The organism is Psychrobium sp. MM17-31 (genome assembly GCF_022347785.1).
GTDB lineage: Bacteria > Pseudomonadota > Gammaproteobacteria > Enterobacterales > Psychrobiaceae > Psychrobium.
Window position 1 is genome coordinate 185,020 of record NZ_JAKRGA010000004.1, and the last position, 18,677, is coordinate 203,696.

The following is an 18,677-nucleotide window of genomic DNA, read 5'->3' on the forward strand; positions in this document are numbered from 1 at the left end:
GGAGAACAATTGGGGATTGACACTGATCAATTTACATTCAAAAAATTAAGCGTATCTTGATATTTCTTAATTAGTTCAATAGTTTGAGTATTGTATTAGGAAGTATTGTGAAGCATAACCTACCCATTTCTGATAAAGAAAATGTGCTGGACAAGGACGCTCTGCTCATTTCAACAACCGATTTACAAGGCCGGATTACCTTAGTCAATGACGACTTCGTTAAATACAGCGGTTTTTCTGCTGCAGAACTAATCGGTCAACATCATAATATCGTGCGACACCCTGAAGTACCTGCAGCTGTTTTTGCCGAAATGTGGCAAAAACTCAAAGGCGACAAGTCTTATATGGTCGTGGTAAAGAATCGCTGTAAAAACGGGGATTTTTATTGGGTGAATGCATACGTAACACCGGTGACAGAAAATGGACAAACCATTGGTTATCAGTCGGTCCGCACTAAGGCTAGCGATGAAGATATAGCTAGCGCTAAAACTTTGTATCAACAGCTTAATCATAATAAACCGTCGATTTCTATTAGAGACTTAAGGCTGAGCATTAGTGTGCCATTGTTAATCGGTATCGCGAGCTTGCTGCCTGCATCTGTGAACTATTTTGCGCAGTTAAGCGATACCATGGCGCTGTTGGTTGATTTGATGGTCGCAGGTAGCATGGCTTTCTTGGGATGGTTAATGATAGCGCCATACCGTCATTTAGTCGCCCAATCTCAGGATTTTATTAATTCGAAAACCTTGAATCGATTATACGCGGGCTCAGTTAGCGGCATTGGCCAATTAAAAACTCACATTAGAATGAACGAAGCACAGCTGCAAACTCTAATGGGGAGAGTGTCTCATTCGTCTAGAGATCTTACTAAATTGAGCACTGGGGCTAACGACATAGCTAAGCAGACGAGTCAATCGCTGTCACTACAGAGCCAAGAGCTAACCTCGATGAAGGTTGCTTTTGAGCAAATGGTCGCCAGCATTGCTGAAGTTGCACAAAATGTTCAGTTGACCGCTAATGAAACATCTAATGTAAGTAGGGAAACCGAGCATTCAGCGTCTTTGATTAGCACCACTATTGTTGATATTGATAATCTTGCCACTAAGTTGGACGAAGTGCTCAATCGATTATCTCGTTTGAAATTAGCTTCTGAAGATATTGGTAAGGTATTGGAAATTATCACTGGTATTGCGGAACAAACGAATCTACTCGCTTTGAACGCAGCAATCGAAGCCGCTCGAGCGGGCGAGCAAGGCCGTGGTTTTGCCGTTGTTGCTGATGAAGTACGTTCATTAGCCACTAAAACGCAAGAATCAACAGAGCAAATTCGCGATACTATTCAATCGTTACAACAAGAAGCTATTATTGCTGAACAGCAGACCCATCAAGTGCAACAACAAGCGCGAGTGTGTGTTGATAATGTGAATGAATCTGGCGACAAGATCACAATGATCAACAACGCGATCGAGTCGATAGATAAAATGAATATGCAGAACTCGTCCACCGCCGAAGAGCAGCGAGTTGTCAGTCATAATATCAATGAACAGCTCACTAATATCAGCAGTGAAATCAATGCAACAGAGCAGCTATCATTAAAAGCTAGCCAATCGGCTAATCAACTAGTGAATTCAGTGCGCGATATTATGCAATCACTAACTAGGTAGGTATCAATAATAGAATTTATAAACGTTAAATTATGATCTCAGTCATTAAAGCTGGCTGTGCAACTTGCAGCGAGCACAATAATTTCATTTAATGAGCGCGCTTGTTATTGGTTTACACCTAACATGCGGTATAAAAGGAATTAAATTTGCGGCTCCTATGGAATTGGAGTGAATAGCAAAGTCTTCAAGGAACCAAGTCCACGACTCTATCGCACATAGAGAGTGAACTATCTTCTCTTATTGAGAGCCTCTCTCCTTTGTGCCATTTATTACTATTGGAGAACCTCATGTCACAATTAAAAGTTGCCGCGCAAAAAGCCCTAGGCTTAATGGATTTAACCACTTTAAACGATAACGATACTAACGAAATAGTTGCAGCTCTGTGTCAGCAATCACGCAGCGCAGCTGGTGAAACGGCGGCAATCTGTATCTACCCACAATTCATACCTGCGGCTAAAGCAGCTTTTGCTGAGCTTGGCATCGATAATGTAGCCATCGCCACAGTGACTAACTTCCCACACGGTAATGATGATGTTGCTATCGCGGTGAGCGAGACTCAAAAGGCCGTTGAATTAGGCGCTGATGAAGTAGATGTTGTATTCCCATATCGAGCGCTGATTGCTGGCAACACACAGGTAGGTTTTGATTTAGTTAAAGCCTGTAAAGAAGCCTGTGGCGATGTGATGCTAAAGGTCATTATCGAGTCTGGCGAATTAAAAACACCAGAGTTAATTAAGCAAGCGAGTGAAATTTCAATCGATGCTGGCGCTGATTTTATCAAAACCAGTACTGGTAAAGTGCCAGTAAATGCGACGCTAGAATCTGCTGAAATTATGCTGAATGTTATTAAGGCAAAGAATACTAACGTTGGCTTTAAAGCTGCTGGTGGCGTTAGAACAGCGAGCGATGCTAAAGAATATTTAGATTTAACTGCGCAAATCATGGGCGAAGAGTGGATCGACGCTCAGCACTTTAGATTCGGTGCATCTAGCTTATTAGCGGATCTACTCTCAACGCTAGAAGTTGAGCATCAAGTGGCGAAAGGCGATTACTAGGAGCAACGATTATGTTTCTAGCTCAAGAAATTATTCGCTTAAAGCGTGATGGCAATGTGCTATCACATGCTCAAATTAAGCAATTTGTGCAAGGCATTGGCGATAACTCAATTTCCAATGAACAAGTAGCTGCCTTTGCTATGGCTACTTATTTCAACGGCATGAACATAGACGAGCGCGTGGCACTAACCACCGCGATGCGCGATTCTGGTGATGTGCTTAATTGGCAAGCGCTGAATCTTAACGGCCCTATTGTCGATAAGCACAGCACGGGCGGCGTTGGCGACTTAGTATCCTTAGTACTCGGTCCTATTGTCGCTGCTTGCGGCGGCTATGTGCCTATGATTTCTGGTCGCGGCCTTGGTCATACAGGCGGTACGTTAGATAAACTCGATGCCATTCGCGGTTATCAAACGCAGGTGACTACCGATAAATTTCGTCAGGTGGTTAAAGACGTTGGCGTTGCAATAATTGGCCAGTCTGCCAACTTGGTGCCTGCCGATAAACGCATGTACGCGATGCGTGATGTTACTGCGACTGTCGAGTCGTTAGATCTCATTACCGCTTCTATCTTATCCAAGAAACTAGCTAGCGGCTTAGATGCCTTGGTGATGGATGTTAAAGCAGGCAGCGGCGCTGTGATGTCGACGTTTGAAGACTCTGTAGCGCTGGCGAAAAGCATCGTTGAGGTTGGTAATGGCGCAGGTGTTAATACTAGCTGTTTAATCACCGATATGTCGCAAGTGTTAGCCGATAGTGCAGGTAACGCGCTAGAAATTCGCGAAACCATCGACTTTCTAACAGGTAACTACCGCTCGCCGAAACTAGCCAATGTAATTTATGCGCTAGCAGATGAAATGTTAGTGGTATCGGGCCTTGCCGCGAACAAAGAGCAGGCGGCTGTTAAGCGTCAAGCAGTGCTGGACTCTGGCGCGGCAGCCGAGAAGTTTGCTCACATGGTGGTAGAACTAGGCGGACCCGCGAATTTACTTGAACAACCGGAAAGCTATCTGCCAACTGCGCAGCTAATCAAGCCTGTGTACGCGTCTCAAACGGGTTATCTCACGGCAATGGATACACGCGCCTTTGGCATGGCAGTAGTTAGTCTTGGTGGTGGTCGTACTCGCGCATCGGATCAATTAGATTACGCAGTGGGTTTAAATCAAATCGCGCATTTAGGCACGCAATTAGACAGTGAAACACCACTGTGTTTTGTCCACGCACAAGATGAAAACGCCTTTAAAGAAATTGAACAGCAGCTACAAGCCGCAGTGACTGTTTCTGGTAAGCCGAATGAGCCTGTGACTAGCATCTATCAGTCGATTGCTAAGCAGGACTTGATGCATTAGTAGCAGATATGTATGTGAAGTGAAAAACGCCTCATATTTTTGATATGAGGCGTTTTTATATACCCGTAGTCGTTGGAAAAGCTTGAATTTATTGTGAGAATAAAATGTAAGCTTCAAGGCGCGTGATTGAGCAATAGCTGGCTATTGGGATTGAACGCAACGCAGAAGATGTCATTTTTGGCCACAATAAAACAAGCACCTTCATTGATTACGGGTACATATTACGCGATAGCAAAGTCGATGCTATGTACATTTGTAAGGTTAACGCTTTGTTTGGCTTGCCATAGATTGTAATTATCTTGCATTTGCAACCAACTCTCTGGCGTACGCCCCAGTGTTTTTGAAAGTCGTAGTGCCATCTCAGGGGAAATAGAGCTTTGACCTTTTAAAATTCTATTTAATGTCGATGCTGAAACATCGAGCTTCTTAGCGACGAAGCGGCAGCTGTAACCAAAGGGCTCCATATAAACATCGGTAATAAACTCACCCGGATGCGGTGGATTATGCATAGTCATTAGTGATAATCCTCATAATTTAAAATGTATGCATTGCCATCGATAAACTCAAAAGTGACGCGCCAATTGCCGTTCACGGTAACTGACCAGATTCCACTTCGATTGCCTTTTAATGGATGAAGTTTAAACCCTGGCAAATCAATATCATCGATAATTGAAGCGGTATCGATAGCGGCTAATTGCATTCTTAGACGGCGTTCGTGTTTGGCTTGAATACCTGCCTTGTTTCCCGTCTCAAAGAATTTTTTTAGACCTTTATGCTTAAATGATTTTATCATTTGATGAGTGTAGCGTGTTGCGCAACAGCTGTCTAATCAACAACCAATAAATTTTTATTTTACTACCCCGTTACTAGTTGCTTTAGATCAAACCTTGGCTGCAAAAGTTTGATTAAGATCACCATTATTAAACGGAGGTAAATGAACATTGCGTGACACCTTAATCAAACTTCTCAAGTTTCTTGTCGGTAGCATCAGGGATTTAGCACCCATCATCGCTGTGGTGTTGTTCTTTCAGCTCGTTGTCTTACAGCAACCGCTGCCAAATGTTGGTCAGTTAATCGTGGGCGTGCTTTTTGTACTCCTCGGTTTAACTTTCTTTATTCACGGCCTTGAACAAGGGCTCTTTCCCATTGGCGAATCGATGGCGCATGCCTTTGCCCGCAAGGGCAGCGTGCCTTGGTTGCTAATTTTTTCCTTCGCATTGGGTTTTGGCACCACGGTCGCTGAGCCCGCATTAATCGCTGTTGCTGCCGAAGCGGCAAAAGTCGCTGCCGATGGACAGATGATTCAGTCAACACCCGAGGCGATGAGTAGCTATGCCGATGGTCTGCGGATGAGTGTGGCGCTTAGTGTTGGTTTAGCTATTTTGCTCGGCGTGTTACGAATTTTAAAAGGCTGGCCTGTGCAGTGGTTTATTATCGGCGGCTATATCTTAGTGGTGATTATGACGGCCTTTGCACCGGAAGCCATTATTGGTATTGCGTATGATTCTGGTGGTGTAACTACCTCGACTATCACTGTACCGCTTGTGACCGCGCTGGGGGTCGGCTTGGCATCGTCAATTAAAGGCCGTAATCCAATGATCGATGGCTTTGGCCTGATAGCTTTGGCTTCGCTAACACCAATGATTTTCGTCATGGGCTACGGGATGATTGTCTTATGATATTAAGTGATGTTTTAACGCAAATCTTTGATACCACGGTAGCGACTTTCCGTGATGTATTGCCTATTGCCGCCATCTTATTTGGTTTCCAATTTGCGGTGATCCGCAAGCCGTTACCGAATTTTATGAAGGTTATTACCGGCTTTATTTGGGTACTTATTGGCTTGTCGCTATTTTTAATTGGTCTTGAATGGGCGCTATTCCCACTCGGCCGCCTGATGGCGGAGCAGTTAACCAATCCAATGTTTATTTCGGGCGCGCAATCTGCCGCCGAAGCTGCTGATGTGGTACTTCATTGGACGGATTATTATTGGGTGTATATTTTCGCCTTTCTCATTGGCTTTGCCACGACTATTGCCGAACCATCGCTTATTGCTGTGGCCATTAAAGCCAACGAAGTATCCGGTGGCTCTATCGGTATTTGGGGGCTGCGTTTATCGGTGGCACTTGGCGTGGCGGTAGGCATTTCGCTGGGCTGTTACCGCATCGTGGTTGGCGATCCTATCCATTACTACATTATGTTTGGTTACGTTGTGGTGGTGATTCAAACCGTGATGAGCCCGAAATTAATTATTCCATTGGCCTATGACTCCGGCGGCGTAACGACCTCTACCGTGACAGTGCCTTTAGTTGCGGCACTTGGACTTGGTCTTGCCGAAACAGTACCCGGTAGAAACCCATTAATTGATGGCTTTGGCTTAATTGCCTTTGCTAGTTTATTCCCAATCATGTCGGTAATGGCTTATGCCAAAATTACTGAAATACTAACATCCAGAAAACAAAGTGAAGAGGATGGAAACTGATTATGCATTTTAAATTAATCGTTGTTTTTTGCGAAGACTCTCGCACCGATAAAGTGATGGACGCTGCCCGAGACGCTGGTGCTACAGGCGCTACCATCATTAACAATGCCCGCGGCGAAGGACTAAAGCAATCGAAGACCTTTTTTGGTTTGACCCTCGATACTCAGCGCGATGTATTACTGTTCATCGTTGAAGAGCACTTGAGTCGTCATATTTTAGAAACCATTAATGTGGTCGGTAAGTTTGATAGCAAGCCAGGCTCTGGCATGGCTATTCAAATTGATGTCGAAGATGCCGTTGGTGTTAATCACCAAATCAATCAACTTAAATCAACTGTGGAGAACGAACTGTGAGCACTGGACCATTAATTAAATCTCAAGATGTGATGTCGAATAACTTCGTGAAACTCGACGGTATGTGCACGGTACAAGAAGCGATTGATGCCATGCGCGCAAATAACACTGACGTGATTATTGTCGATAAGCGCAGTGAGCACGATGCTTACGGTATTGTAGTGTTGTCTGATATTGCAAAAAAAGTGATGGCAAAAGATCGCGCGCCAGAGCGAGTGAATATCTATGAAATCATGGCTAAGCCATTAATCTCTTTGCCACCACATATGGATGTGCGTTATTGCGCCCGCCTATTCGAGCGCTTTGGATTAGCGTATGCGCCTGTGATTGAAAACGAAGAAGTATTAGGGCTCGTGGGGTATCGCGAGCTAGTATTGTAGGATTAGTGATAAATACTAATTTGACGGCTCATCAATTATTGCATGAGCTGTAGTAGCTCAGACTTGATCTGACAGTTACCCGTTTTAATAACGGTGTCTGTCAGGTTAGATTTGAGCTAAATTCTTTTCAGCCCAAAGTGCAGCCACCGAACTGGTATTTGATGCCATAGTAAAACTATGTGGTGAACTGCTTTAACTCTGCATATTATTCCTCGCAGGAAAACGATCATCCTGCAATAGCCGCCAATTTCATAGGGATAAGAGTTTCTGCAAGGTATTGCAGATAAACGGTTATATCGTCTTGCCAAGACTATGACTAACCCTCTGTGAAAGTTGAACAAATTCCGTTATTCTAAGTAACAATAAGACAAAAAATAACGGCTCGAAGGAACGATATCAGTGGCGAGTAATTTCAGTTTTTTAGAAAGTCATGACCCTATTTTTTATCAATTAGCGCATAACGCAGAAACCGTTTTTGCGACAGACCCAAATACTACATTGATAAAATTGCGACAATTTGGCGAAGCCATTGCACAGGAAATTGCGACTGGCGCAGGGATTTTTTTTGATGAACAGACTAGCCAAAAAGATTTACTCTTTAGAATTCATCGTGACTTAAATTTAGATCCGCTTATTAAAGATGTCTTTCACCACCTTCGTATTGAAGGCAATAAAGCAACTCATCGGTTTAAGACAAAACATAAAGAAGCCATGGACGGGTTGCGTGTTGCTCGCCAACTGGCAATTTGGTTTCATAAGTCGTCAGATAAATGCCCAGCCAATTTTAAGCCTGGTCCATTTGTGCCACCAGAAGACCCAAGTGAACACCATAGAGCACTGCAAAAACAAATTTTACAGCTTCAGTCTGAACTGACAAATACTCACCAACAGCTTAAGTCAAATCAGCAGCTTACTCAGCTCTTACAGCAAGAAAAAGAAGAGTACGCCGTATTAGCTGAGCAAATGGACAAAGAGGCTCGCCAATATAAATCATTGTTCGAGTCACAAGATAAAGAGTTAGAAAAGCAGCGTGCTGAATTCAACGAAAAATTAGCAACGACGCAAAAGCAAGAGCAGCAGCAAAGCGACGAAGAAAAACAAGCAACCAGACAAAAGCAAAAGATTTATGCCAAGCAGCTTAGAGAAGCCACTAAGGTGCTGTACCTCAATGAAGAGGTTACTCGTATTGTTATCGATCAGCACTTAATTGAAGCTGGTTGGGAGACAGATACTGAAAACTTAAACTTTAAAAAGAACAAAACCATGCCTGAAAAAGGCAAAAACATGGCGATTGCCGAATGGCCAACGGAGTATGAAGGTAAAAAAGGCTATGCCGATTATGTTCTGTTTAAAGGGTTAACACCGATAGCAGTGGTAGAAGCGAAAAAAGAAAACACCAATGTCGCCGGTAAAATAGGTCAAGCTGAACGCTATTCCAAAGGATTTAAAGATACGCCTCCTTTAATACCAGCTTGGGAGCTTGAAGGCAGAACCATTGCATGGCCAGAGGGAGAACAAGGCCACTATCATGTGCCATTTGTATACTCATCGAACGGACGTCCGTTTGTAAAACAGCTAGCTGAACAATCAGGGATTTGGTTCCGCGATGTGCGTGACCACAGCAATATTGCAAGGTCGCTAGCTAATTTTCACAGCCCAACAGGCCTTGAAGATAAATTAACGCGTAGTAAACAAGCTGCAGAGCAAACACTAAAGAACGAAGGTTTCGGCTACCTTAAGCTGCGCGACTATCAAGAAAAGGCAATTAAAGGCGTTGAAACAGCGTTAGCGCAAGATGCCCAGCAATGTTTGTTAGCCATGGCAACAGGCACAGGTAAAACCCGAACGATTATTGGCTTGATGTATCGATTTTTAAAAGCAGAGCGGTTTAAACGGATATTGTTTTTAGTCGACAGAACGTCTCTTGGGACTCAAGCACTAGATAGTTTCAATGAAGCGCCACTCGAAGAAAGTAAACCGCTTTCTAAAATTTATAACATTGCTGAACTTGGCGATATGGCGGCTGAAGCAGAAACACGCATACAAGTGGCAACCGTTCAGGCAATGGTTAAACGCTTGTTTATGTCAGACTCGCCAATTCCTGTTGATGAATTCGATTGTATTATTGTTGATGAAGCGCACCGGGGTTATACGCTTGATCAAGAAATGACTGAAGGTGAACTTGAAACAAGAGATGCTTCACAGTACCTGTCCAGCTATCGTCGTGTGCTCGACTATTTCGATGCGGTGCGTATTGGTTTAACAGCTACGCCAGCGAAACATACAACTGAAATATTTGGCAAACCCGTATACACCTACTCATATCGTGAAGCCGTTGCTGAAGACTGGTTAATTGACCATGAACCGCCTATTCGATACCAAACTAAGCTATCAAAAGCGGGTATTAAATTTGAGAAGGGTGAAAAAGTCAGTGCCATCAACACAGGAACAGGTGAAGTAGAGTCGGCCGAACTGGAAGATGAAGTTAACTTTGCGGTAGAAGCATTTAATAAGCGCGTGATTAACGAAAACTTTAATCGTGTGATCTGCGAAGAGTTGGTTAAAGAACTTGACCCATTTGGTGAAGAGAAAACCATGATTTTTTGCGCAACCGATATGCACGCTGACATGGTTAAACGCTTACTCGACGAATCCTTCAAAGAGATTTATAACGGCGATTACAATCAAGCTGCAGTATTAAAAATTACAGGTCAAACCGACAAAGTTGAAAAGGCCATTAGCCGTTTTAAAAACGAAGACTATCCGAACATTGCTATTACCGTAGATTTACTAACAACAGGTATCGATGTACCAAAAATTTGTAATTTGGTGTTTATGCGTCGAGTGCGTTCGCGCATTTTATATGAGCAAATGATAGGGCGCGCAACGCGCCGTTGTGATGACATTGGTAAAACGGTTTTCCGTATTTACGATCCAGTTGATATATACGCTGCACTTGAAGATGTTTCTACCATGAAGCCTTTAGTGAAAAACCCGAACATCACCATAGAACAGCTAGTGGATGAGCTCACCGATGAAAAGCGTTTAGAAAAAGCGCTCGCCACTCCCGGAGAGAATAAAGGTGAGGCAGCAGATACATCTCATGCAGATGACTTACTTGATCAGCTCAGCCAAAAGGTCATGCGTATATTGCGTAAGGCAAAGAAAAAAGCGGAGTCTCGACAAGACATCAAAGAGAAGCTTGAAGAGCTCACTCAGCTCTGGGGAACCGAAACAGATAAACTTCCACAGCACCTGCGTGAACTCGGTCCTAAGCAAGCAGTAAAGTTTATTAAAGATAGCGGTGGTTTATTACCTCAGCTTACTGCGGTCAATCAATTACTAGGTTCAGAGCGTTACCCTCTTATCTCAACACATGAGGATCAACTAGAGGTCCGTGAGCAAAGTTATGGCAAATATAAGCGTCCAGAAGATTATCTCGGTAGCTTTGAAAGCTTCATTAAACACCAAATTAATGAGTCAGTAGCGCTTTCCACAGTGGTTAACAAACCAAAAGACTTAACACGCGAACAACTGAAAGAAGTACGACTAATGCTCGATGCCGCAGGCTTTGGCGAAAAAACATTAGAAACAGCGTGGAAGAATAAAACCAATCAAGACATTGCAGCTTCTATCGTGGGGTATATTCGCCAAGCAGCCATTGGTGAAGCGTTAATGCCATTTTCTGAGCGTGTGCAACTGGCTATGCAGAAAATGTATCAACTGCACAACTGGGCACCTGCACAACGTAAATGGCTTGACCGACTCGCGAAACAGCTTACACATGAAGTGGTTGTTGATAAGAGCTTTATTAATCAGCGCTTCGCAACACATGGTGGTATTAAAACGCTTAATAGGGTTTTGAATGACCAACTAGACGATGTATTAAATGAAATAAACGACGCATTATGGCCTGAGCAGGCGTAAAACTGCCTTGAGCAGGCATAAGGCTAGCAAGGCGGTTATGGCAACTGCACATATTTAGGCATATGTATCTTTTTGGCTTTTTCTATACATAACTTAATTACGTGTCGAAAAATTTTGATTATATCGACACAACTCCTTTATATGTCGATAGTATCGACATAAGTTCATTACATGTCGAAATATCGAGCTTTTTTCGACATAAAGTGTTTACATGTTGATGCAATCGACATAAGCTAATCGTTATGTTGATATTTTAAGGTTTTTTAAACATGACATGGCAAGCTGAACAGCCGTTTAATACCATGCCACCATTACCGCCGTTAGGTGATACCTTGGAAAGTATTGAAATACTTAAGGCATGTATACCAGCTAGAGCTGCGTTAGCAGAACTAAAGCAAGCAGGGGAGCTACTGCCAAACCAAGGCCTTCTGATCAACCTCATTCCATTACTTGAAGCAAAAGACAGTTCTGAAATAGAAAACATCGTCACCACAACCGATAAACTATTTCAGTATGCGCAAGAAGACAGCAGTGCCGATAATGCCACCAAAGAAGCACTACGATATCGTACCGCTTTGTATGAAGGCTTTATACAGCTTTCAAAAAGGCCACTAAACACCAATACCGCAGTAGAAGTGTGTAGCACCATCAAATCGGTTGAGATGGAAATACGCAAAGTGCCAGGCACTGTGCTAAGTAATCAGGCAACGGGTGAAATCATCTATACGCCACCAGTAGGTGAGCAAGTGTTGCGAGATCTACTATCAAACTGGGAGCAATTCCTTCACGCAGAAGACGATATTGATCCACTCATTAAAATGGCAGTATCCCACTATCAGTTTGAAGCAATTCATCCATTTATTGACGGTAATGGCCGTACTGGCAGGGTACTTAACATTTTATATCTGATAGAGCGGGATTTATTAACACTGCCTATTTTGTACCTCAGTCGTTACATCGTACAAAATAAGCAAGATTATTATCGACTGCTCTTGTCGGTAACTCGTGATGGCGATTGGCAGCCATGGATTATCTATATGCTTAATGCAGTTGAACAAACCGCCAAATGGACAACCAATAAAATAGCTGCAGTGCGAGAACTTATTGAACACACAACCGTATTTGTAAAAGAACAGCTACCCAAAATTTACAGCCATGAGTTAGTACAAGTGATTTTTGAGCAGCCTTACTGCCGCATTAACAACTTAGTGGAAAGCGACATAGCAAAACGACAAACAGCTTCTGTTTACTTAAAGCAACTCTGTGATATTGGTGTACTAACAGAAGTCACAGCAGGTAAAGAAAAGCTATTTGTTCACCCTAAGCTTATTACGCTCATGACAACAGACAATCATAATTTCTCTCCTTACTTCTCAGAAAGCCAAGTATAAAAGTAAGGCACATAAAGGACTCAACATGACCCATAACGACATCGTACAAAAACTATGGAACCTGTGTGACGTATTACGTGACGACGGTATTAACTATTCAGACTATGTAACCGAGCTGGTATTGCTGCTGTTTATTAAAATGGTGCACGAGAATAACGAAGCCGGCATTTTAAACCGTCACCCATTGCCAGAAGGTTGCCGTTGGCAAGATTTAAACGGTAAAGACGGACTGGTACTACTTAACGACTATAAAGCAATTTTGTTGGCGTTATCAACCGGTAAACGCACCGAAGCTGATCCTGAAAATCCAGGTCAAACCATGGAAGTGACTATTCATGAAGATCCGCTTATACAAGCTATTTATGCCGATGCACAAACACGTTTACGTGAACCACGTCATTTAAAACAGCTTATTGAAGCCATTGATAAAATCGACTGGTTCAGCGCAGCAAAAGACGGCCTAGGTGACTTATACGAAGGACTACTAGAGAAAAACGCGAACGAGACGAAGTCGGGCGCAGGGCAATACTTCACACCACGCGCACTTATTGACTCTATGGTGCGTTGTATTAAGCCGCAAGCAGGTGAGGTAATTCAAGATCCAGCCGCGGGTACCGCAGGTTTCTTGATTGCCGCTGATAACTTCATTAAAGAACAAACCGATGATTTGTTTGACTTAAACGAGCAACAGCAGCAATTTCAAAAAACTAAAGCTTATATGGGGGTAGAGCTAGTACCCAACACCCGCCGTTTAGCGCTTATGAACTGCTTACTGCACAATATTGAAGGCGACGACGAAGGCGCGGTGCATTTAGGTAATGCTTTAGGTCAAGTGGGTTCAAGCTTAGCTAAAGCTGATGTAATCTTAGCAAACCCACCCTTTGGTACGTCAAAAGGTGGTGAGGCCTCCATTACCCGTGACGATTTAACCTACCGCACTAGTAACAAACAACTAGCGTTTTTACAGCATATTTACCGTAACTTAAAACCGGGTGGCCGTGCCGCCGTTGTATTACCGGATAATGTGTTGTTTGAAGCTGGCGTGGGTACCGATATCCGTCGTGATTTAATGGATAAATGTAACCTGCATACTATTTTGCGTTTACCAACAGGCATTTTCTACGCACAAGGTGTAAAAACTAATGTGCTTTTCTTTACCAAAGGTGCTGCTGACGATAAAAGCCAAAAAGAAAGCTGTACCAAAAATGTTTGGGTCTATGACTTAAGAACCAATATGCCTTCATTTGGCAAACGCACCCCGTTTGGCGAAAGCCACCTTAAGCCGTTTGAAGCAGTTTACGGCGAAGATGCTAACGGCACATCACCGCGCACTGAAGGTGAATACAGTTTTGGTGCAGAGGAAATCGCAGTAGACAAAAGCGCAGAAGAAAATAAAGGAGTTGATGGAAGCGAGGAAGCGCAGCAAAAGTTAGCCCATTCACGCTGGCGCTGTTTTACACGTGAATGGATAGCCGATACCAAAGGTGATTCACTCGATATTAGTTGGTTAAAAGACAAAGACAGTGTTGATGCTGCCGACCTACCTGTTCCGGAAGTATTAGCACAAGAAGCCAAAGATGGATTGACCAGTGCGCTGGTGGAGTTGGATGAGTTGCTTGATGAATTGGGAGAAGCTTAATGGTTGAGCAATGGACAGTCGTTAAGCTTGCTGATATAGCAGAAATTCAAACTGGATCGACACCAAGTAAGAAAAATCCAGAGTTTTATGGTGGAGAGTATCCTTTATTCAAACCAGGTGATCTTGGAAGCATTTATCCGGTAAATAAAACGGAAGATTACTTAACAGAATCGGGCAGAGAAGTTGCAAGACAAATACCAGAGAATAGTACGTATGTAACCTGTATTGGGGCAACAATAGGTAAGACAGGGTTTGTGGATGTTCCTGCAACTTGTAACCAGCAGATCAACACTCTTTCTCCATTGAATGGAGTTGAGCCGAAGTTATTATTTTATTGGATGCTTTCACCTCAGATGAATAGACAGGTTGTACTGGGCTCATCCAGTACAACGATGCCAATTATTAATAAATCTCGGTTTTCAAATCTGGATAGTGTTCTCCCCCCTCTCGCTGAGCAGAAGGTGATTGCGGACAAACTGGATAAGTTATTAGCGAAAGTCGACAGCATAAAAGCGCGCCTCGACGCCGTCCCCGACACCCTAAAACGCTTCCGCCAATCAGTCCTCGCCGCCGCCGTAAGCGGTAAATTGACCGAAGAGTGGCGAAAAGATAACGCTGAGAAAATCTTATGTAAAAGTCAATTTATCGAACTACTTAATGAGTTAAACACAAGTAGAACGAAAGTTGATATTAAACGTATTAATAAGGTTAAAAATAGTGATTGGTTTTATGACAAATCAGATTTAGTTCCTAATGGGTGGATCCAGGCAAACTTGATTGAAGTTACATCGTTAATCACATGTGGGGTTGCGAAGAAGCCTAACTATGTAGAAGAAGGAATCCCTTTTCTATCAGCTCAAAATAGCAAACCTTTTGCACCTAATCTAAATAAGATTAAGTATGTTTCTGAAGACGATTTTCGAACGTTTACTGTAGGTGGAGCCCCAAAAAAAGGTGATATTTTATACTCTCGAGTCGGCGCAAACTTTGGAGAAGCATGCGTCGTACCATGGGACTTTGATTTCGCTATTTATGTTAGTTTGACACTTATCAAACCTATTCAAAAAGTACTAGATAGTGAGTATCTGACAATCTTTCTGAATTCATTAGATGGTGTTCTGCAATCTCGAGGAGGGATAATGGGCTCTGGGATTCAAAACTTGAATGTTGAAAGTGTTAGAAAGTATAAGATTTTACTTCCATCCATTGATGAGCAAGCTGAAATCGTCCACCGTGTAGAAAAGCTCTTCGCCTACGCCGACAAAGTTGAAGCTGAAGTCAACGCAGCTCAAGAGCGCGTAAATAAACTCACCCAATCGATCCTCGCTAAAGCGTTTCGTGGTGAGCTCACCGCCAAATGGCGCGAGCAAACCCCTGAACTCATCAGCGATGAAAACTCAGCAGAAGCCTTGCTAGAAAAGATCAAAGCCGAGCGGGAAAAGCTCAAGCCTACAAAGAAGAGAAAAGCGAAATAAGGAAGTTGTATGAAGTTAATTAGCGTGGAGCTGACAGGAAGTTATAAGGGATTGCACGACAGCGTTTTCGACTTCTCTGAATCCAATAGTTTTTTGCTCGCATTTATAGGGTTAAATGGGTGTGGTAAGTCGCAACTTTTGGAGCTTGTCGCCGAATCATTTGCATTTATAGAGCGCTGTCAACGTCGCGAGTTTAGAATTCGAAAACCATTAGGTTTTGATGTGGCTATAGTATATCAATTGAGCCTTCCGACTAATCACAGTACTGGCTCAGCAAACATGGTCGCTGGTAGTCGTATGGCAGTTGCTGGAGGAATCCATAATCCAAAGTTTAAAGTTAACATCAAAACTGATGGTGACGTAAAATGTTATATTGATACAAATGAGACTTGGCAAAATATAGGTATTGGAGAACTGACTCTTCCTGATTATATAGTTGGTTATTCGTCAGGTCTGAATGAGAATTTGCAGAGAGCATTTTTAAAAAATGCAGTTCAATATTTTGATGTCATGAATACGAAGCTGAAATGGCGAAAAGAACTGTCTGGTGAGCTGAATGATACTCAAATGGTTGAGGTGAATGAAAAATATTTAACCCGATATCCGCACATATTTGATGCTCCAACAGGTGAGGCTCTTGAACAAGATGGTCTTATGTCGCTTCGGGAAAGGCCTGTTAATCTTAGTCAGCTCGTATATTTAGATTATGACAGTGCAGGATTAGTTGTTGCTTCATTAGCTATGTTAGATCGCGCTTTCCGACAAGAAGTGTTTGATCAACTGAGATTCAAACATCCTTCTCGCTTGGTTATTGAATACGATTTAAGGGGAGACCTTGGGGAAGAGGAGTCTATTCGCGATATTAGAGTATTGATAAGGATTGCGGGCAGAGATAACTTTGAAGGAATTGGTAAGCAAACAACAGATACCCAGTTCGATCTTTATGAACTGGACTACCTTCATGGAAAAATTACATTTGATTTTAATGATGTTGAAACCTTGTCACGCCTCAGAGAAGAGAACTACAGCGACCCTGTAATTTTCTTTGCTCGTTTATATAAGTTACAACAACTTGGAGCCAAAAACTGGCGCGGTGTAGACAGGACTGCGCTAAGAAGAGACGACTTCCTTGGAACCGTTAAGAAGCCATTAAAAAGCAAATTGCCACTCACTATCCGGTTGATGGAATTGGCTGATGACGAAGGAGAGTTTGCTAACTATGATGACTTATCAGATGGCGAGGCACAATTACTCCAAACACTAGCGTGTTTAAAGGTATTTAGCCAAGATCCAAGTAATCAGAGGCAGGCGCTTTTTCTTTTTGATGAACCCGAAACTCACTATAATCCTGCTTGGCGAACGTACTTCCACAAACACATAAAACAATGTTTAGGGGGAGACATAAGCAGAACTAAACTTCTAATGACTTCTCATTCACCTTTTATGGTTTCATCCTTAAAGCAGGAAAATGTTTATTTCTTTGAGCGTGATGAGCAATTTAAAGTTCATATGAAACCGTCGCGTGAGCAAACTTATGGCGCCTCTTTTGATGTACTAATTAAGCAGTTCTTCGGTCTACGTTCATTAATTTCACAAACAGTAGTAGATGAGATTCGAAGGCAATTGAAGCAAGGAGATGCTCAAGTGCTTGAATGGATTAGAGAGAATTTGGGTAGCTCTCCCGAAAAGGCCTATTTACTCAGGAAGCTTGGTTGATATGTTGTTTGTTCTAGATCCTACTAGCCCTAAATTTATGGTGTTTGAAAAGTTAAACGAGGAGTTATTATACTTTCTACAACATTCGGTAGCTGGAGGTCGGTTTAAGCGGTCTTTACTCTCTCGACATGCTGTAGGTCAAGCATGTTGGGACAATGCGAAAGCTAACAATGCTGGAGCAAAAGGAGATTTAACACGCGATAAATTTCATAAGCTGTTCTTAGCTTTAAAAGAAGAAGCTCAAGCAGTACGACACCAGTTATTCGTTACAATGCAAAACAATCAGAACTTAAATACGTTTTTTTCAGCCCCTAACCGGTCTTTGCTGAGCTTTCTTTCAGATAACAGCTTTAAGGCGTTGAAAAACCTGGCAAGTCACTTGTATTGTTCTACAAAAGATTTACAAGGCGTAATTACAGCAGCAAACAATAAAAATATTGGCAATCATTTTAATGATTTTAGATTGATTAACGGGGAGGTCTGTCGAGCTTGTGGTATGGAAAAGCTTGCTCCGTTTAGGGCTCATGTTGATGATGAAGAGCAATGGCGAGCTGACTATGACCATCAACTTTGTAAATCTAAGTATCCTCTTTATGCTGTTCATCCTGACAACTTAGTACCACTTTGCCGAACATGTAATCAAGATGCTAAGAAAGCTAAAGATCTTTTTAAATGCACTAATGGCCTGGATCGATTAGCTTTAAACCCATTTACAGAAGATGCCCATAACTTTCTGACTGTTGAAATTGAAAATTTATTAGATCCAGAACCTAAAGCGATACTAAAATGGAATACTCGTAATGCAGCCACGTTAGATAAACTGAACACTTGGGACGATGTATATGAAATCCGCAATAGAGTTGAAGGTAAGTACATTTCGATAGTTAATATTATCCAAGATGAGATTAACCCTTCAAATGCACAAGAGCTTGATGTTGGTGTACAAAGTAAAACAAGGCAAATAAATGCAAACACATTAAAGCGGAAGGAGTGGGCATTCTGGGAACGAAAAGTATTTTCTGCTATCAATGCTGTTGATAAATCGGCATTTTGGGCGCAACTTGAATTTAGCAATGAACAAGGGGAGGAAGGTGGCGAATATATAATCCAAGGTGATTAGCATTGCAATTTAGATTTCGATGCATTTTACGCAAATACGCCGTGAAAACATCCTTGTTGGCTAAATTTTTCATCCTTGAAAAATAATATTTGCTCCATATACATCAAAATCTATCCCGTTTTATCT

Annotated in this window: 15 protein-coding genes; 13 read left to right on the forward strand and 2 right to left on the reverse strand. The window is 42.4% G+C overall.

All coding sequences use genetic code 11. From position 1 onward, the window contains the following. The first annotated feature begins 107 nt into the window (after positions 1–107). The 3 genes from MHM98_RS13605 to deoA all read left to right on the forward strand — a co-directional run bounded on the left by MHM98_RS13605 (position 108) and on the right by deoA (position 4,068). Positions 108–1,664, forward strand: coding sequence for a PAS domain-containing methyl-accepting chemotaxis protein (locus tag MHM98_RS13605; protein ID WP_239439893.1), 1,557 nt, complete (start codon positions 108–110; stop codon positions 1,662–1,664). 287 nt (positions 1,665–1,951) lie between these two features. Beyond that, positions 1,952–2,719 carry a deoxyribose-phosphate aldolase gene (gene deoC, locus MHM98_RS13610; RefSeq protein WP_239439894.1) on the forward strand — a complete coding sequence of 256 codons (768 nt, stop codon included), beginning with the start codon at positions 1,952–1,954 and terminating at the stop codon, positions 2,717–2,719. Positions 2,720–2,730: 11 nt separating this feature from the next. Then, complete coding sequence (deoA, locus tag MHM98_RS13615) at positions 2,731–4,068, forward strand: thymidine phosphorylase (RefSeq protein ID WP_239439895.1); 1,338 nt, start codon at positions 2,731–2,733, stop codon at positions 4,066–4,068. Positions 4,069–4,289: 221 nt separating this feature from the next. Here the strand turns inward: deoA and MHM98_RS13620 are convergent, their stop codons facing one another. Together MHM98_RS13620 and MHM98_RS13625 are read right to left on the reverse strand one after the other, a co-directional pair. Continuing rightward, positions 4,290–4,583: a HigA family addiction module antitoxin gene (locus tag MHM98_RS13620; protein WP_239439896.1), complete on the reverse strand. Its 294-nt coding sequence runs from the start codon at positions 4,581–4,583 to the stop codon at positions 4,290–4,292. Next, entirely contained in the window at positions 4,583–4,861 is a 279-nt protein-coding gene (locus MHM98_RS13625) for a type II toxin-antitoxin system RelE/ParE family toxin (RefSeq protein ID WP_239439897.1), read from the reverse strand. The genes MHM98_RS13620 and MHM98_RS13625 overlap by 1 nt, the downstream gene beginning before the upstream one ends. A gap of 148 nt (positions 4,862–5,009) precedes the next feature. On the opposite strand from MHM98_RS13625, the gene MHM98_RS13630 reads away from it, so the two are divergent. The 10 genes from MHM98_RS13630 to MHM98_RS13675 all read left to right on the forward strand — a co-directional run bounded on the left by MHM98_RS13630 (position 5,010) and on the right by MHM98_RS13675 (position 18,551). Further along, positions 5,010–5,747 carry a DUF1538 domain-containing protein gene (locus MHM98_RS13630; protein ID WP_239439898.1) on the forward strand — a complete coding sequence of 246 codons (738 nt, stop codon included), beginning with the start codon at positions 5,010–5,012 and terminating at the stop codon, positions 5,745–5,747. Then, positions 5,744–6,550 carry a DUF1538 domain-containing protein gene (locus tag MHM98_RS13635; protein WP_239439899.1) on the forward strand — a complete coding sequence of 269 codons (807 nt, stop codon included), beginning with the start codon at positions 5,744–5,746 and terminating at the stop codon, positions 6,548–6,550. The genes MHM98_RS13630 and MHM98_RS13635 overlap by 4 nt, the downstream gene beginning before the upstream one ends. Positions 6,551–6,552: 2 nt before the next feature. After that, on the forward strand, positions 6,553–6,903 hold the full coding sequence (locus tag MHM98_RS13640) for a P-II family nitrogen regulator (protein WP_239439900.1): 351 nt from the start codon (positions 6,553–6,555) through the stop codon (positions 6,901–6,903). Then, on the forward strand, positions 6,900–7,283 hold the full coding sequence (locus MHM98_RS13645) for a CBS domain-containing protein (RefSeq protein ID WP_239439901.1): 384 nt from the start codon (positions 6,900–6,902) through the stop codon (positions 7,281–7,283). Before MHM98_RS13640 ends, MHM98_RS13645 begins: the two co-directional genes overlap by 4 nt. A 399-nt stretch (positions 7,284–7,682) precedes the next feature. After that, positions 7,683–11,210, forward strand: a complete 3,528-nt coding sequence (hsdR, locus tag MHM98_RS13650) for a type I restriction-modification system endonuclease (protein ID WP_239439902.1) — start codon at positions 7,683–7,685, stop codon at positions 11,208–11,210. 269 nt (positions 11,211–11,479) lie between these two features. Continuing rightward, positions 11,480–12,601, forward strand: a complete 1,122-nt coding sequence (locus MHM98_RS13655; RefSeq protein ID WP_239439903.1) for a Fic family protein — start codon at positions 11,480–11,482, stop codon at positions 12,599–12,601. A gap of 25 nt (positions 12,602–12,626) precedes the next feature. Further along, complete coding sequence (locus MHM98_RS13660; protein WP_239439904.1) at positions 12,627–14,240, forward strand: N-6 DNA methylase; 1,614 nt, start codon at positions 12,627–12,629, stop codon at positions 14,238–14,240. Next, a complete protein-coding gene (locus tag MHM98_RS13665) occupies positions 14,240–15,715 on the forward strand; it encodes a restriction endonuclease subunit S (protein ID WP_239439905.1) in 1,476 nt (491 codons plus the stop codon). Before MHM98_RS13660 ends, MHM98_RS13665 begins: the two co-directional genes overlap by 1 nt. A gap of 9 nt (positions 15,716–15,724) precedes the next feature. Next, complete coding sequence (locus MHM98_RS13670) at positions 15,725–17,431, forward strand: AAA family ATPase (RefSeq protein WP_239439906.1); 1,707 nt, start codon at positions 15,725–15,727, stop codon at positions 17,429–17,431. A gap of 1 nt (position 17,432) precedes the next feature. Continuing rightward, positions 17,433–18,551 carry a hypothetical protein gene (locus tag MHM98_RS13675; protein ID WP_239439907.1) on the forward strand — a complete coding sequence of 373 codons (1,119 nt, stop codon included), beginning with the start codon at positions 17,433–17,435 and terminating at the stop codon, positions 18,549–18,551. The last annotated feature ends 126 nt before the right edge of the window (positions 18,552–18,677 follow it).

What these genes read in the sequence shown, in the direction of transcription:
- deoC (WP_239439894.1), top strand. Translation starts at nt 1,952, where the DNA reads ATGTCACAATTAAAAGTTGCCGCGCAAAAAGCCCTAGGCTTAATGGAT.
- deoA (WP_239439895.1), top strand. Translation starts at nt 2,731, where the DNA reads ATGTTTCTAGCTCAAGAAATTATTCGCTTAAAGCGTGATGGCAATGTG.
- MHM98_RS13620 (WP_239439896.1), bottom strand. Translation starts at nt 4,583, where the DNA reads ATGACTATGCATAATCCACCGCATCCGGGTGAGTTTATTACCGATGTT.
- MHM98_RS13625 (WP_239439897.1), bottom strand. Translation starts at nt 4,861, where the DNA reads ATGATAAAATCATTTAAGCATAAAGGTCTAAAAAAATTCTTTGAGACG.
- MHM98_RS13635 (WP_239439899.1), top strand. Translation starts at nt 5,744, where the DNA reads ATGATATTAAGTGATGTTTTAACGCAAATCTTTGATACCACGGTAGCG.
- MHM98_RS13640 (WP_239439900.1), top strand. Translation starts at nt 6,553, where the DNA reads ATGCATTTTAAATTAATCGTTGTTTTTTGCGAAGACTCTCGCACCGAT.
- MHM98_RS13655 (WP_239439903.1), top strand. Translation starts at nt 11,480, where the DNA reads ATGACATGGCAAGCTGAACAGCCGTTTAATACCATGCCACCATTACCG.
- MHM98_RS13660 (WP_239439904.1), top strand. Translation starts at nt 12,627, where the DNA reads ATGACCCATAACGACATCGTACAAAAACTATGGAACCTGTGTGACGTA.
- MHM98_RS13665 (WP_239439905.1), top strand. Translation starts at nt 14,240, where the DNA reads ATGGTTGAGCAATGGACAGTCGTTAAGCTTGCTGATATAGCAGAAATT.
- MHM98_RS13670 (WP_239439906.1), top strand. Translation starts at nt 15,725, where the DNA reads ATGAAGTTAATTAGCGTGGAGCTGACAGGAAGTTATAAGGGATTGCAC.
- MHM98_RS13675 (WP_239439907.1), top strand. Translation starts at nt 17,433, where the DNA reads ATGTTGTTTGTTCTAGATCCTACTAGCCCTAAATTTATGGTGTTTGAA.